The sequence below is a fragment of the Acinetobacter sp. YH12239 genome, from assembly GCF_013417635.1.
Lineage (GTDB): Bacteria > Pseudomonadota > Gammaproteobacteria > Pseudomonadales > Moraxellaceae > Acinetobacter.
This window is the reverse complement of record NZ_VPDP01000003.1, coordinates 1-14,522: the sequence shown is the minus strand read 5'-3', so window position 1 is coordinate 14,522 and position 14,522 is coordinate 1. Positions and strand designations below refer to the sequence as shown.

General features: G+C 36.3%; 15 protein-coding genes and 3 tRNA genes. 8 read left to right on the top strand and 10 right to left on the bottom strand.

All coding sequences use genetic code 11. The annotated features are described in order from the left end of the window. Positions 1 to 147: 147 nt before the first annotated feature. Positions 148 to 1,026, top strand: coding sequence for a LysO family transporter (locus FTV17_RS04245; protein WP_179998309.1), 879 nt, complete (start codon positions 148 to 150; stop codon positions 1,024 to 1,026). Here the strand turns inward: FTV17_RS04245 and FTV17_RS04240 are convergent. Both FTV17_RS04240 and FTV17_RS04235 read right to left on the bottom strand, forming a co-directional pair. Then, positions 958 to 1,719, bottom strand: coding sequence for a hypothetical protein (locus FTV17_RS04240; protein WP_179998308.1), 762 nt, complete (start codon positions 1,717 to 1,719; stop codon positions 958 to 960). The two genes, FTV17_RS04245 and FTV17_RS04240, sit on opposite strands and share 69 nt — an antisense overlap. 388 nt (positions 1,720 to 2,107) lie before the next feature. Further along, complete coding sequence (locus FTV17_RS04235; protein WP_179998307.1) at positions 2,108 to 2,980, bottom strand: ATP-binding protein; 873 nt, start codon at positions 2,978 to 2,980, stop codon at positions 2,108 to 2,110. A 204-nt stretch (positions 2,981 to 3,184) separates the two neighbouring features. Between FTV17_RS04235 and FTV17_RS04230 the strand changes: the two genes are divergently transcribed. The 5 genes from FTV17_RS04230 (at position 3,185) to FTV17_RS04210 (ending at position 5,950) form a co-directional block, all read left to right on the top strand. Continuing rightward, positions 3,185 to 4,729, top strand: coding sequence for a DUF3336 domain-containing protein (locus tag FTV17_RS04230; RefSeq protein WP_179998306.1), 1,545 nt, complete (start codon positions 3,185 to 3,187; stop codon positions 4,727 to 4,729). Further along, positions 4,674 to 5,522: a protein kinase gene (locus tag FTV17_RS04225; RefSeq protein ID WP_179998305.1), complete on the top strand. Its 849-nt coding sequence runs from the start codon at positions 4,674 to 4,676 to the stop codon at positions 5,520 to 5,522. Before FTV17_RS04230 ends, FTV17_RS04225 begins: the two co-directional genes overlap by 56 nt. A gap of 108 nt (positions 5,523 to 5,630) precedes the next feature. Next, positions 5,631 to 5,715 (top strand) — tRNA-Leu (locus FTV17_RS04220). A 38-nt stretch (positions 5,716 to 5,753) separates the two neighbouring features. Next, positions 5,754 to 5,827: transfer RNA gene (locus FTV17_RS04215), tRNA-Trp, on the top strand. A 38-nt stretch (positions 5,828 to 5,865) separates the two neighbouring features. Next, a tRNA-Leu gene (locus tag FTV17_RS04210) sits at positions 5,866 to 5,950 on the top strand. Between the two features lie 154 nt (positions 5,951 to 6,104). Here FTV17_RS04210 and FTV17_RS04205 read toward each other — a convergent pair. Together FTV17_RS04205 and gloB are read right to left on the bottom strand one after the other, a co-directional pair. Next, complete coding sequence (locus tag FTV17_RS04205; RefSeq protein ID WP_035267651.1) at positions 6,105 to 6,308, bottom strand: hypothetical protein; 204 nt, start codon at positions 6,306 to 6,308, stop codon at positions 6,105 to 6,107. Positions 6,309 to 6,564: 256 nt separating this feature from the next. After that, positions 6,565 to 7,296 (bottom strand): hydroxyacylglutathione hydrolase, encoded by a 732-nt coding sequence (gloB, locus tag FTV17_RS04200; protein WP_179998304.1) that lies wholly within the window; start codon positions 7,294 to 7,296, stop codon positions 6,565 to 6,567. A gap of 225 nt (positions 7,297 to 7,521) precedes the next feature. Here gloB and FTV17_RS04195 point away from each other — a divergent pair, with 225 nt between their 5' ends. Next, on the top strand, positions 7,522 to 7,908 hold the full coding sequence (locus FTV17_RS04195; RefSeq protein WP_257219884.1) for a DUF4951 domain-containing protein: 387 nt from the start codon (positions 7,522 to 7,524) through the stop codon (positions 7,906 to 7,908). 40 nt (positions 7,909 to 7,948) lie between these two features. Here the strand turns inward: FTV17_RS04195 and FTV17_RS04190 are convergent, their stop codons facing one another. The 4 genes from FTV17_RS04190 to FTV17_RS04175 all read right to left on the bottom strand — a co-directional run bounded on the left by FTV17_RS04190 (position 7,949) and on the right by FTV17_RS04175 (position 12,056). After that, positions 7,949 to 8,644, bottom strand: a complete 696-nt coding sequence (locus tag FTV17_RS04190; RefSeq protein ID WP_179998302.1) for a methionine ABC transporter permease — start codon at positions 8,642 to 8,644, stop codon at positions 7,949 to 7,951. After that, positions 8,641 to 9,666, bottom strand: coding sequence for a methionine ABC transporter ATP-binding protein (locus FTV17_RS04185; RefSeq protein WP_179998301.1), 1,026 nt, complete (start codon positions 9,664 to 9,666; stop codon positions 8,641 to 8,643). The genes FTV17_RS04190 and FTV17_RS04185 overlap by 4 nt, the downstream gene beginning before the upstream one ends. A gap of 71 nt (positions 9,667 to 9,737) precedes the next feature. Continuing rightward, positions 9,738 to 10,607: a MetQ/NlpA family ABC transporter substrate-binding protein gene (locus tag FTV17_RS04180; protein ID WP_179998300.1), complete on the bottom strand. Its 870-nt coding sequence runs from the start codon at positions 10,605 to 10,607 to the stop codon at positions 9,738 to 9,740. Positions 10,608 to 10,970: 363 nt separating this feature from the next. Next, the gene (locus FTV17_RS04175) at positions 10,971 to 12,056 is read right to left on the bottom strand and encodes an AraC family transcriptional regulator (protein WP_179998299.1); all 1,086 of its coding nucleotides are present in this window, start codon (positions 12,054 to 12,056) and stop codon (positions 10,971 to 10,973) included. A 237-nt stretch (positions 12,057 to 12,293) separates the two neighbouring features. On the opposite strand from FTV17_RS04175, the gene FTV17_RS04170 reads away from it, so the two are divergent. Next, complete coding sequence (locus FTV17_RS04170) at positions 12,294 to 13,688, top strand: cytochrome P450 (RefSeq protein ID WP_179998534.1); 1,395 nt, start codon at positions 12,294 to 12,296, stop codon at positions 13,686 to 13,688. Between the two features lie 111 nt (positions 13,689 to 13,799). Here FTV17_RS04170 and FTV17_RS04165 read toward each other — a convergent pair whose 3' ends face one another. Both FTV17_RS04165 and FTV17_RS04160 read right to left on the bottom strand, forming a co-directional pair. After that, positions 13,800 to 14,087 (bottom strand): hypothetical protein, encoded by a 288-nt coding sequence (locus tag FTV17_RS04165; protein ID WP_179998298.1) that lies wholly within the window; start codon positions 14,085 to 14,087, stop codon positions 13,800 to 13,802. An 84-nt stretch (positions 14,088 to 14,171) separates the two neighbouring features. Next, the coding region (locus tag FTV17_RS04160) for a transposase family protein (protein WP_179998297.1) at positions 14,172 to 14,522 on the bottom strand (351 nt) is incomplete at its 5' end.

The following is a 14,522-nucleotide window of genomic DNA, read 5'->3' as shown; positions in this document are numbered from 1 at the left end:
CGGGGCGAAATTAAGTTTTAAACTTAAAATCTAGTAGACACAAATGATTAGACATGGCGATGCTCTATAAGAAACATTTTGTCATATTAATTTTATATCTATGGATTAATCTAAGCGATACGTATAAAAATAATTTTGGAAGTCTGATTGGATCTTATCATCATCATTTTTGGCTATCTATATGGTCGTAAATTTCATCCCAAAAACTACATTGAACAAGTATTTTTTTTAGCCCTGATTTTATTTATATTTTTTTGCACTGTTTACGCAGCTCCAAACCTACTCGCATTAGAAAATCCTAAAGCTGTTTTGAGTAAGTTAGTTATTCTCGCACTCGGGGTATGTGCATTTACTTACTGGTTTAGTTCACTATTTTATAAGAAAAAACAGCAGGAAAACAGCAAACGTAAAACAATCCAAATTAAGAACATCATAAAAATATTGACAGTGTATCTTTTGCTTATTTTGGTGTTTGTGGGAGGGATCTTCACTTATCGAATGGATTTAATAGATGAGCAAGTAGTCTTAAGTATTCAAAACGTTCTGATCTACATTATTCTATTTTTGATCGGAGTTTTTATATCAGCATTTAACATCAAAACATTGCAATGGCATGATTTTAAACTCCCAATCATAATGGTATTGGCAAATACCATATTTGCCTGTTTTATGCTGATAATTTGGAAGGAAAGTGCTGTACTGCTTTCTGGATTCGGTTGGGCAAGTCTGTCTGCTGCGATGATTTCACAAAAACTAAATCCCTTATTGGCAGTTCAAGCTTTAATTGTGGATATGATTCGAGGGATGATTTCCATTATTTTTCTACAAGTTTTTGGAAGACATCAACCACAAGCAGCAATTAGCACCACAGGTGTACTGTCCTGTGATGCATTTTTACCAATGATTAAGCAACATTGTGGTGAGCAATATGTGCTAGATGCGTTTAAAGCGGGACTACTATTGTCGCTGTTTTGTCCATTGAATATATTTATTGCGATTCATTTTACCCAAAGTATGACAAGTTAAACGGTAAAACACCTCAAAGGCAGTGATTTTCGCAATCACTAACATGCCATCACCATTGATATATCCGGCATTGTGATTCAAAAAAAATGCAGCATCCTCATTCATATTATCGTGTTCGTGCTTACAACCGCGTGTTCCTCCAAGACCATCGTTATAAATAAAAACATGGCCAGATTTTGAAAGTTGATAATTGAATTGCTGAGAGAATAGGGTGCAAAGGTCTTGCATTTCTGTATTGTTATCGAGGTTTAGGCGAGTAGGCCATGTATTTTTTTTGAAAGCATATCGTGTAATTGCACGATAACTTGAGGGATGTAAACACACAGCAAAAAAATACGATGGTGCTGGGTGGCGGAGCATTTGAGAAATAATGAAATAAATGTATTGGAATTTTAACAGATTTGATTTTCGATAGGCGCTAAGAAGACCTGCTTGACCACGAAAAACATTTATTGTCTTGTCATACTTTTTGACTTCATAACGTTGCATACATAAAAATCCAACAGGTTTTTCTTCATCAAAATAGATCAAAACCCGTTTGCTTGCAGCATCATCGGGGGCATAGGCTTGAGCAATGTCATTCAAATCACAACCCTCTGGTGTCATGAAGATCGCTTGATGAAGCGTTTTTAATATATTTTGAACATCTGGGGATTGTGTATGTTGGTTACTATATTTTTTAATTTGGAGCATGGATGCAGCCTTTTTCTATAATTATTTGCGTCCCTCATACTATTTTTGAATTGTTAAGTTTGGGTTACATTATTTTTTTCGAAAAACAAAAAATGGTTGTTATGTTATATTGTTTCAAATTTAAATTATTTTTTTAATTTTTATTTATATAATAAATTTTATTTAAATTAATAACTTAAAGTAATATTTGAGATTTTTTTATTTAAAATTTTTTGATATCGATAGAGAGCAATGAGTTAAATTGTTAATTTTATCTTTATAATTATTCATGAATAATTTATTAACTTTTATCGTAATAAAAGCTAATAACTTAGCTTAAAGAGTGAAAGTCGAGAAACTAAGATGTCATTCCATCTTAGTTTCTTATTGCAGAAGCTGATGTAAATGCTTAATCACGCTTTAATTGAGTAGAGCCGATCCAATGCTTTGAAAATTGGAATGCAGAACGACCTGAGCGTTGACCTCTGGCTTGGCACCAACGTAGCGCTTCAGCACGTACTTCAGGTGTCATTTCAATATCAGATTTTTTTAAGTAGTGCTCTACAATCTCTAAATAAAGATTTTGATCCATAGGGTAGAACGAAAGCCAAAGACCAAAACGATCAGACAATGAGATTTTTTCTTCGATCGCTTCTTGTGGATGTAATTCAGTGTATTGAGGCACGTCTACTTTAGTGATCGGAGTGTTTTCATGCATAAATTCTGGGAGTAGGTGACGGCGGTTACTGGTCGCATAAATAATAAAGTTGCCAGAACCTGACTCAAGTGAGCCATCTAACACACTTTTTAAACTACGATAATTTTCGTCCTCAGCATTAAAGGCTAAGTCATCGCAATACACGATAAATTTTTCAGGACGATCTTCAATAATTTTTTGTATTTCTGGTAGGTCTGACAGATCATCACGCTCAATTTCAATGATGCGTAAACCACGGTCAGCATATTTAGACAGTAAAGATCTCACAATAGATGATTTTCCGGTTCCACGAGATCCAGTCAATAAAATATCGTTTGCAGGTAAACCTTGTAAAAATTGTTCAGTGTTTTGCAGTATTTTTTCTTTTTGTTTTTCGATACCTTTTAGATCATCAAGATGAATCATTTTAGGTTTTTGAATGGCGATTAACCGTTTATTTTGCCATTTGTATCCTAGTGCTGAGAAATCAATTTCCTGACTCGGTTCAGACAATGTGTGATTAAGTTGATCAATAAGTTGAGAAATTTTTGTTAACAGTTGATCTGGTAGTTCTAGAGTCGCCATAGGTATTTGTGAAATACAATTCAATAAAATCAAGTTTAATCTACATGATGACGACAGCGATGTGAACTGATCTAAGGGATAAATCTATGATGACTGGTCGATACAAGAAATAAATTTTATTAAGTTGATTATTTTCTGCTTTTTTTGCATAGTTTAAAAACTAAACAAAACTAATTGAATTAATAAAATCAAAGGACTAGCTCAATGGTTTTAGGCACTCGTAGTCAAATTAATCCGCATCAGGCGTATCGAATTAAAAAAATGCAACATGAGCTTGAACGTGCGGAGAGCTATGAAGAGTGGAAGGACATTGCCTTAAAGCTGGATGAGGAAACAGGCGCTCAAGAATGGAAATTTGATAATACTTCACCCTATTTTGATGCTGAAATTATATCACATCGTTTAAATCTTTTACGCCGTTACAAGCTGAATCATCGTGTAATTGATCTGATCTATATATTGCGAGAAGGCCTGAGTCATGATGTCGCCAATATTGGTCATCCCATGCTGTTCACACAAACATATATTGGCACTAAGAAACTCATTGAGGACTATATTGAAGAGGTTTCACAAAGTTTAATTTATATCGCTTCAGATGAATGTTCAGGTTTGACGCATCAAGAAAAATTTGATTTCTTTAAAAATTGTCAACTGACCTATGGTCAACCTGCAATGATGTTTTCTGGTGGGGCATCTTTAGGTTTGTTTCATACAGGCGTGTGTAAGGCACTGATGGAACAAGATCTGATGCCGAAGGTTCTATCAGGTTCAAGTGCTGGTGCGTTAATGACGGCGATGTTAGGCGTTTCTGATCAAAAAGATATTGATCAGCTGCTGACAGGAGAGAGCTTTTATAGCGAGGCATTTCACTTCAGAAGTTTTAAAGAGTTGCTTAGAGGAAATGGTGGTATTGCTGATGTGCGATATCTTAAGAAATTTTTAGTGGAAAATTTAGGAGACTTAACATTTCAAGAAGCGTATGAAAAGTCTGGACTTGATATTAATATCAGTGTCGCACCTTATGATGTCGCTCAGGAAGATGCTCGTATCATGAATAAATATACTGCGCCAGATTTACTGGTGTGGAGTGCAGTATTGGCATCATGTGCGGTTCCTATCTTATTTCCTCCAGTACGACTGACCAGTAAGCGTTATGATGGGGTGCATACACCATACTTGGCAAGTATTCGTTGGGTGGATGGCAGTGTGAAAAGTGATTTTCCACAAGAGAAAATGGCTCGTCTTTACAATATTAATTACACCATTGCCAGTCAGGTGAATCCACATATTGTGCCATTCATGCAAAGTGATGCGGAGCGTTTTAGAACAGATCTACTCAGCTGGCCGCAACGTTTAGTGCGTAAACATGGTAAAACGATTGCGATGGATGTCATGAATTTCACTCGTGACCGAATGGGCAGTGTGCCGACGATTAGACGACTATTGGATCATGGTTATGGTATTGTTGATCAGCGTTATTATGGTGATTTAAATATTGTAGGTAATTATAGTCTGCGACATTATCATTATATGTTACAAAATCCGCGACCTCATTTGTTTAAAGTCCTTCAAAGAGAAGGGGAACGGGCAACTTGGTCAAAACTGTCCAGTATTGAAACACATGCGCGTATAGGAAAAACCATTGAACATTGTTTGGATATGCTGACAAAACTGAAACAGCAAAATGAATCTCTTGAAAAACAATCTACAGTGGCAAACCATTCAGCCTCTGCTCAGGCAACCAGTTAATTCTGAACAAAGTCAGCAGTATGGTCGTCTAATTTATTGTATCGAAATAGACGACCAAACGTATTGGGTTAAGCGACAACAGCAGGGTATCAGTTCACAGCATGAGCAGTGGTTCGACAATGAGATAAAACACTACCAATCACTCAGTACTGGCTCTTCAAAGATCTTAGTGCCGTTTGAGATCGTGTATGACGAAAACAGTAGATTCAATACACCTACATCAAAACATGATTCTTCATCATTGATTCTGATTGAAAATGCGGCGCCGCTATTTGAAGTAGAAAATTCTGTGAATACCCAAATGCAGACATCTCGACAAAATGAGTTTTCAAATGTGGTCAATTTATTATTACAAAGTTTAGATGCATTACTATCGATTCATGAGCAAGGATTGGTTCATGCAGATCTCAAAAGAGAACATTTTAGAATATTGAATGGTCAACCCAAATTAATTGATTTTGAACAGATGTTTCACTTTGAGTGCCATCCTCAAGTTTCTACGCATGGAACACCAAGGTATATGGCGCCTGAGTTGTTTCATGGTGAATCAAAATCACAAGCATCTGATATATATGCACTCGGCATTATTTGGTTGGAATGGTTAAATCAGTACTCAATCCCTAAAAAAAGCTATATAGATTGGGCAAAATGGCATTGTCAGCAATTAAAAGTTGAAATTATTAAGCCTTTTTCTGACTTAACACCAGTACTTCAGCAGATGTTGATGAAAAATAAATCACAAAGATTGAACAATATTTATCAATTAAAACAGTTATTAAGCGAATTTGTCTAAAGAAAAACCAGTAAAATGGATAATTGTTTTATATTTAGTCAAACAATAAGGTTTTTCAAAAAAAGGGCTTGTCATGAGATAATGATCTCTATAATATACACAGCCATCGGGGACGTGGCGAAATTGGTAGACGCACTGGATTTAGGTTCCAGCGCCGCAAGGCGTGAGAGTTCGAGTCTCTCCGTCCCCACCAAGTAATTTACTAGGTGGAACGACCGAAGTAAGTGAAATAGAGGATTGGTGTAATGGTAGCATGACGGTCTCCAAAACCGTTCGTCAAGGTTCGAATCCTTGATCCTCTGCCAAGTTTTATGAAGCTCAGTAATATAATTGAGTATTCAAAGGGGACGTGGCGAAATTGGTAGACGCACTGGATTTAGGTTCCAGCGCCGCAAGGTGTGAGAGTTCGAGTCTCTCCGTCCCCACCATATTAAGGCAAGGTTTGATACCTTGCTTTTTTATTGCCTATATTTTATATAAATACAGGCTGAAATATCTAAACATAAAAAAATCGCCTACAAAGAGGCGATATTAATATTTAAATGATCTATTCAGTATTCATTCCTTTGAATTAAGCTGAAATTAAGCCTTTAAGTGATCCTCGAATTCTTCACCTAATTGCATTGCCAACGTATTTCCAGATAAGTCACACGTCACTAAACCATATTCTTTTTTAAAACTGAAAGTGAAGCCTTGGTTATCCTTTAAATTTCGAACGGAATAACCTAATTTTTCTAACCAAATTCTGAACGCAATTAAATTTTTTGCTTTGACCACTTTCTTCATGAGACAACTCCTTTGACTAATGAAATATTAATAAGGTTAATGATGGTCTTTTTAAAGGGCTTGACCATAAATTAATGTAAATTTATTGTAATTTTATAAAAATGTATATATTTCATGCGATTGAAAGAAGAAATTTGATCAATTTTTTATGAAGTGTTGAAGTAAAGAATAGAAAATTTTATCTTAAAGGGATAAAAAACTGAGCGAATGTCGCTCAGTCATACACCGCTATATTTTTGGTTAAATTGTGCTGAATTTAGAAATTGTCTTTCATTTCTCGAATACGTTTAAATTCTTCAGCGCTGTTGACGCGCAAGAAAGGATTGGTCTCAAGTTCAATTTCAATGGTGGAAGGTAAGGTTATTTGATTTTGATCTCGAAGTTTCTGGACTTGCTCAAATCTTTCTTGTAGTGCCTTATTTTCAGGTTCTACATGTAAAGCGAATTGTGCATTTGAAAGTGTGTATTCATGGGTACAGTAGACTTGAGTTCTTGGAGGGAGCGCTGAAAGTCGGTTAAGTGATTGATACATTTGTTCAGCCGTTCCTTCAAAAAGGCGTCCACATCCCATTGCAAATAAGGTATCTCCACAGAATAAACTGTCGATTTCATCTGCAAATATCGCGATATGACCTAAGGTGTGGCCAGGAACAGCGATGACGTCAAGTTTTAAGTCATTAAAATAAAATTCATCATCATGATTGAGTGGACAACTGATAAATGGAATTTTAGATAATTCTTCGCGTGGACCATAAACTTCAATATTTTTTTCCGCGATTAACTCTGGTACACCACCAATATGGTCTTTATGCCAGTGGGTTAGCCATATTTGCTTAAGTGTTAAACCATTCGAGTCACAATAGTTGACCACCAAATTGGCTTCTGTAGGGTCTACCACTGCAATTTCTTGGGTTTCAGTATCTTCAATAATCCATATATAGTTTTGTAGCGTATTGTTAACATCAATTACGCGAACTTGATAACGCATCCTAAATGATCCTAAAGCATGTGACTTATTTGATCTCATCCTAGATCAAGCTTATCAAATTGTAAAATTCCCCCAAATTTTAAACAGCGATGTATTGTAAATATTGATTTCGAATTTGATGAGGTGCAATGTTGTGACCCTAAGATTATCTGATCTGATGAATAAATTTCGAGTAAAAAGTAAATGAAGATAAAAGTGAGATTGAGTGCTTGCATCAGCGCAGTGATGAGTTCGATTATTCTTGTTGGTTGTATGCATAACTCTCAAGTTGATCAACTGCAAAAGTCTCACTTATACGAGCGTCCAAGCAGCTGTAAGGTCAATGAGACAATCGAACGTAAAGCGGTTCCTCAAACACCTAACCAAATGAGCCTTCCGAGTTTTGGGCAAGGGGTTATCGGTTGGGCGACAGGGCCAGAAGGTGCTCAAGCACGCTTAGAAAGTATATCCAAGCAAGAAATCCATCAGTTAAAGGCCCAAGGTGTTAGTTTGGAAATGATTCGCGAATGGCAAGCGTTTTATACGCATGAAGCAAAGCGTAATCCATGCAATCCGACTGCGCCGTTACGTGCGCAATTAATGGAAAAAATCGCTTCACTTTGGATGGATTGATGATAAAAAAAGATCTCATTTGAGATCTTTTTTTAATTTACTATCGCATTTTGGCGAGTTTTTCGCCTGTCATTTGCACCAATTGTACCAGTATTAAAAGAACAATGACGGTGAGTATAACGACACTGGTATCAAAGCGTTGATAACCATAGGAGATCGCAAGATCACCAATGCCGCCTGCACCGACCGCGCCAGCCATGGCTGTTGCACCAATTAAGCTGATTGCAGCTGTAGTTAAATTGAGAATGAGGGAGCTACGTGCCTCAGGCAGAATAAACTTGAAAATAATTTGTAGTGGTGTTGCGCCCATAGCTTGCGCTGACTCCACGATACCTTCGTTGACTTCAAGTAGTGAAGTTTCAACCAGACGACCAATATAAGGTCCTACATAAATGGTTAAAGGAACAATAGCTGCCCATGTCCCAATAGAAGTACCCACAATCATTTTTGTAAGTGGAATAACCGCGATCAGGAGGATAATAAACGGGAGGGAACGTAATGCATTCACAATAGGGTTTAATCCATAGTAAATCACACGATTGGCTAAAATCCCGTTTGGTCGTGTAATGAGTAGGGTTATCCCTTGAATTAAACCCCAAATCGTACCGAATAGCATTGCAAAGAAAACCATATGGAAGGTTTCTTGTAGGGCTGTCACAAATTGATCAATTGAAAGCGAGCTTTTCCAAAAAGGTTCAGTAATTTCTGTTAGCCATTGAACAATCATATCTCTCATGCACGTACTCCTGATTGCTCAACTTTAACGCCATGTTGTTGGAAAAAGCTGATGGTTTCTTGAATAATGTCTGGGTCACCCAGTAATTGTACAAACATTTGCCCAATCACAGCGCCATTAATTTCGGTCATGTTGGCAAATAAAATATTGAGACTAATATCAAATCGTTTAATGGCAGCTTGTACAACAGTTTCTTGGGCCGAAGTACCTAAGAACTGCAAGCTATAAATACTGTGGTGATTTTGATTTTCTAAGTTATTTAAAATATTGATAGGTAATTGCTGCTGTAAAACAGTTTGAATAAATGTTTTGGTCGTCGGGTGTTGAGGTTGACTAAAGATATCGAGAGTACTGCCGTGTTCAATCACTTTGCCTTGTTCCATAACTGCAACAAAGTCGCAAATCGACTCAATAACATCCATTTCATGCGTAACCATAACAATGGTGATTCCTTGCTCTTGATTGATTTTTTTCAAAAGGGCAAGTACAGACTTTGTCGTTTGAGGATCAAGCGCTGATGTTGCTTCGTCACAGAGTAGAATTTTTGGATGATTGGCAAGTGCCCGAGCGATACCTACACGCTGTTTTTGACCACCAGAAAGCTCATCTGGAAAAGCATCGCGTTTATGTTTTAAATCGATAAACTCAAGTAGCTCATCTAAGCGTTTTAGACGCTCAGCTTTACTCCAGCCAAGAAGTTTCATTGGCATTTCAATATTGGCTGCAACGGTTTTGGTTTGTAATAAATTGAAATGTTGGAAAATCATACCAATATTGGCGCGTTCTTGACGTAATTTTGAAGCGCTCAAAGCAGTAAAATCTTGACCGTGGATGATCATTTGACCTTGATTGGGTCTTTCTAGTAAATTGATCAAACGGATCAGTGTACTTTTACCTGCACCACTATAGCCTATAATTCCGAAGATACTTCCATCTGGAATCGTCAGATTAATATTGTCTAAGGCGTGAATAGTTTGGCCTTTGAGCTGATAATGTTTACTAATATTTTTAAATTCAATCATAACGTCAAGAACTATTAAAAATGAAAAACAGGCAAATTAAATTTGCCTGTTAAAAATACAGAAGTCTAGAATTATTGAGCTTCTGTGAGATATGTCGTTGGTTTATCAACATTAACTTTAGTGCCACCAAAGTTTTCTTTCACATATTGCTTAACTGCATCTGTATGATATAGCTGACCTACCTTTTGCAATACAGGATCATTCTGACGGCCTTCAGCTACAGCCAGTACATTCACATTCATTTTTGTACTTTGATCAATTGGCTCGTAGTAGATCGCATCTTTTAATACGTTCAGACCACCTTCCATTGCTAAGGTGTTGCCTAATACAATGGCATCCACTTCATCTTTCACACGTACCGCAGTTGCCATTTGAATCGGTTTGATGGTGATTTGTTTAGGATTCTCAGTTACATCAGAAGTTGTGCCTTTGACATAGTCAAATTGAGGTTTTAACTTTACTAAACCAGCAGATTGCAATAATAAAAGGGCACGTGATTCATTAGCACCATCGTTTGGAATTGCAATGGTCGAACCTGTTTTGAAATCATTTAAATTTTTAACTTTGCTTGAGTAAATCCCCATTGGCTCAAGATAAGTCGTAGATAATGGCGCAATTTTTTGAGTATTAGCATCATTGTATGCAACCATATATGCATATGATTGGAAGGCATTGATATCAATCTCTTTATTGGCTACCGCAGTGTTCATTGAAACATAATCAGTAAAGTTTTTAACATCTAACTTTAAACCTGCAGCTTCAGTTTCTGGCAATTTAGCAATGAACTTCCAGATATCTGCATCTGAACCTGTAGAAGCGATTGTAATGGTTTGAACTGAATCTTTATTCGTGTTGTTTGCAGCGGTTTCTGGAGCATCTTGTTTTGAGCATCCAGCGATACCCACTGATAGGCCCAAAACTAAACCAAGAATTTTCTTCATGATATTTCCTGAGTATGTTGAAACAATCTTCAACTTACATATGCAGTGAGATGAATAGTGAAATGAACTGTCCTTGTTTAAAGAGCATTTCAACCTATTCATCTGCTAGAGATAATTCGGTATTTAGCTATCAATTATTTAAGCATTGATAACAAAAAAGTTGGTTGATGATAACAATTTTTTTTTATTCAATATAGTGATGTTAATGAACTAGCTTAGCATAAAGCATCATATACAATTTATGAGAATGTATAAATAAACTTTAAATATCATACTTATAATTTGAGTGTTTAAAATTAGAAAGACCCGTTATCAGCCGAACACCTTATAATGATTTAATATATCAATATGAATAATATGGATTTAATTTAATTTAGAAATTTGCTTGGTAAGATCATTATTGTATTTCTGCCGATATTGGCTAGGGGTCATACCAAACCAACGCTTGAATGCTCGTCTGAAATTTGAGGCATCGTGATAATTAATAAGCATACCAATTGTTTCAATCGTGAGTTGCGTATGCTCAAGAAAATAAGCACTTTGTTGTGCAAGCACCTGATCTTTGACCTCTTTAAAGGTTAAACCTTCTTTTTCTAAATGACGAGCTAAGGTACGTTTGCTCATGAATAATGAAGCGGCAATCTCAGATTCATTTTTGGGATCTGATAAATGCTCAATCAGTATTTTTTTGACACGAAACTGATAAGTATTTTGGGGTGTAAGAAGTTCCTTAAGTACATTTTCACATTGTTTTTTTGCAATGAGATAGTTCTCCTGACTTGCTGAAGCATTCGGGATTTTACACACAGATAAAGGTATCTGAATGCCATCAAAAGATTGTGAAAATGCGAAATCACATTGAAAAATTTTTGTATAAGCAGCATGGTAAGTAGGTTTAGGATAGCTAAAAAGCAACTTCGCCTCAGTTAATGGCTTACCTAAAATAAATTCAGCACACTCTTTAAATACCACCATGCAAGACTCGATCATGCTTTGATATACAAGGGTGGAGCAATCGATATTAAAGTGAATTTTACAATTCATCTGCTGATCACGCTTTTCGAGAATGACTTCTGCAAATCCAATTCGAGTAGGTAGATAATGTTGAATCGCTTCAAGTGCAGCATAAAGGTTTGGGCAACTGTGCATCAAAAAGCCCATTGCGCCATGAGTCGTGGGTTTAAGGCGATGCCCAAGTTCTAAACCGAAATCGGGAACATCTGTCATGTTCAATGCATTTTCAAATATACGAATAAAATCAGATGCTGAAATCCGAGAATCTTCTTGTTGAATAAATTCAGCAGTCAGTGATGTGCCATTCAATAAAGTTGGGAATACACGCAGCCCACCTCCCAATTGTTGCGCAATAATTCTGACATAGGCGCAGGGAATCAATGCCCGAATTGCATTATTGTCCTGATTGCTATGTTCTATTCCTTTAGAAATCATACTCAAGTCCAGATAGCGTGATACTGATCTTTCTTAAATCTAGCCTCATTAGAGCTGCTAATTTGGATAAAAAGAATGTCAAAAAATGACTTATTAATGTCAAAAAATGACCTGATTGTGTATTTTTAAAATTCTATGCTCAAACACAGATCATCAGCTTAATGGAATAAAGGCTGAATATAAATTTAAAGATGAGATCACATAGGACACATTGTCATGAATAATTTTGTCAAAAAAATGAATGCTGTTCGAGTAGATTTGGTGAATTTTAGCGCTCGCTATATTCCCTTAGAAAATCATATCAAAGCTGCCCATGTATACCATAAATTAAAAAGTAGCTTATTTAAGAATCCTGATTTTGATCAAATTGAAGAAACTCAACTTCCAGATCCAAATGTTTGCCCCTTACAAGAGCTTGATGTCAGTAGCCCTTTTTTATACAAGCAAGGTGTATGGAAGGATACTTTTAAACGATTACGGAAAGATGCACCGATACATTATCAATCAAACAGTTTATTTGGTCCTTTTTGGTCGATGACACAGTACGAAGATGTCATGTACGTTGATAAAAATCATCAGCTCTTCTCTTCAGAACCGATCATTATGTTGGGTGAGCAACCGCAAGGTTTAGAGCTTGAAATGTTTATTGCGATGGATCCACCGAAGCATGATATTCAGCGTAAAGCTGTGCAGGGGGTTTTTGTACCAAAAAACTTAAAAGACATGGAAAGCTTGATTCGGACACGTACCCAAGACGTACTTGATCACTTGCTTTTAAATGAAGCTTTCGACTTTGTAGATCGGGTTTCAATTGAACTGACCTCAAGAATGTTGGCGACATTGTTAGATTTTCCTTACGAAGAACGACGTAAATTGGTGTATTGGTCTGAAATTGCATCCTCATCGCCAGGTACGACAGGCGGTACGATGACCATTGAAAATACTTTTGATGGTCTAAAAGAGATGGTGAGAGATTTGTCTCAACTCTGGCATGATAAGGCTGCACGTATAAAAGCAGGTGAAGCTTCAACTTTTGACTTGATGAGTATGCTTATTCGGAGTGAGGCGACCAAAGACATAATCAAACGACCTTTAGAGTTTTTAGGTAATTTAGCATTGTTAATTGTTGGTGGGAATGACACGACTCGTAACTCGATGTCGGGCGGGGTTTATGCAATGCATTTGTTCCCTCAGGAATTAGACAAGCTGAAGAATAATCCTGATCTGTTGCCTAATATGGTTAGTGAGATTATTCGTTGGCAGACACCATTGGCGTATATGCGCCGTGTAGCGACTCAAGATCTAATTTATAAAGGTCAGTATATCCGTAAAGGTGACAAAGTTGTTATGTGGTATGCGTCTGCTAACCGTGATGAAACTGTGTTTGAGAATGCGGACGAATTTCTTATTGATCGTGAGAATGTAAAAAAACATCTGTCTTTTGGGTATGGAATTCATCGATGTATGGGTAGTCGTTTGGCTGAGATGCAACTGACCATTCTGTGGGAGGAGATTCTCAAACGTTATGACAGAATTGAAGTGCTTGAAGAACCTGAAATTGTTCAATCTAATTTTGTTCGTGGGTATTCTAAGATGATGGTAAAGCTGCATCCAAAGTCAGAATCTAAATAGTCCAAAATCCCTCATATTAGAGGAGGGATGTTTTCTTATAATAAATAATGTAGAAATGTATTTGTTCTTTTTGATGGCTGTATGAGGGTTTTATTGCTTTTAAATTTAAGATTATCTTCTATATACAAAAGGAAAAAGATCAAAAACTTTTTTAGCAGGGTAGTCATGTAAATATTTATATCTAGAAAGGCGATAATATTCGTTCCAATAACTTACAGATCTTTGATAAGTGATATAGCTGAACTTCTTGTTTTCCTGAATAAATTTTTTAATAACAAATTTGTTTGCATTTATATATAGGTAGAGATCTTCAATAATTTCTAAAACATACTCACCTAGCAAAAGAAAAATATAAGGAATTACAAAGTCATTTTCCTTTAATACAGGGTGAATTTTCATAATATGTTTCACCATATCATGACGTATAAATCCATTGTGATGACGTGTATAAATACAAAATAAAATAAAGGGTTCTTTCATAAATCATTTTTTACTCAGTTCTAAATTATAAATCCCTGCGATTAAACTGAATCTCAATCCCAATCTTTTGCCACGGTTGCGATATCGCTCAGCAAGGATTTTGAAGGTCTTCAAAGTCCCAAATACATGCTCAATCCCAATTCTTCTTTTATTGATTTCTTGATTGTAAACTTTTAACTCAGGTTCTAGTTTACAGTGCTTTTTTGCTTTTAATGGCACTAGACTATTTAGATACACCTTATAAATCCCTTGATAGCCTTTATCTGCAAGGATAAAAGACCCTTTAGGAATTTGATTCAGGTTGCGTTTGAAGAGCTCGAAATCATGTACTGCACCACGACTCGTGCATAAACT

Bases quoted from the DNA above. Each gene is read 5' to 3' on its own strand.
- FTV17_RS04240 (WP_179998308.1), bottom strand. From the start codon at position 1,719: ATGCTCCAAATTAAAAAATATAGTAACCAACATACACAATCCCCAGAT.
- FTV17_RS04235 (WP_179998307.1), bottom strand. From the start codon at position 2,980: ATGGCGACTCTAGAACTACCAGATCAACTGTTAACAAAAATTTCTCAA.
- FTV17_RS04230 (WP_179998306.1), top strand. From the start codon at position 3,185: ATGGTTTTAGGCACTCGTAGTCAAATTAATCCGCATCAGGCGTATCGA.
- FTV17_RS04205 (WP_035267651.1), bottom strand. From the start codon at position 6,308: ATGAAGAAAGTGGTCAAAGCAAAAAATTTAATTGCGTTCAGAATTTGG.
- gloB (WP_179998304.1), bottom strand. From the start codon at position 7,296: ATGCGTTATCAAGTTCGCGTAATTGATGTTAACAATACGCTACAAAAC.
- FTV17_RS04195 (WP_257219884.1), top strand. From the start codon at position 7,522: ATGAGTTCGATTATTCTTGTTGGTTGTATGCATAACTCTCAAGTTGAT.
- FTV17_RS04190 (WP_179998302.1), bottom strand. From the start codon at position 8,644: ATGAGAGATATGATTGTTCAATGGCTAACAGAAATTACTGAACCTTTT.
- FTV17_RS04185 (WP_179998301.1), bottom strand. From the start codon at position 9,666: ATGATTGAATTTAAAAATATTAGTAAACATTATCAGCTCAAAGGCCAA.
- FTV17_RS04180 (WP_179998300.1), bottom strand. From the start codon at position 10,607: ATGAAGAAAATTCTTGGTTTAGTTTTGGGCCTATCAGTGGGTATCGCT.
- FTV17_RS04175 (WP_179998299.1), bottom strand. From the start codon at position 12,056: ATGATTTCTAAAGGAATAGAACATAGCAATCAGGACAATAATGCAATT.
- FTV17_RS04170 (WP_179998534.1), top strand. From the start codon at position 12,294: ATGAATGCTGTTCGAGTAGATTTGGTGAATTTTAGCGCTCGCTATATT.
- FTV17_RS04165 (WP_179998298.1), bottom strand. From the start codon at position 14,087: ATGAAAATTCACCCTGTATTAAAGGAAAATGACTTTGTAATTCCTTAT.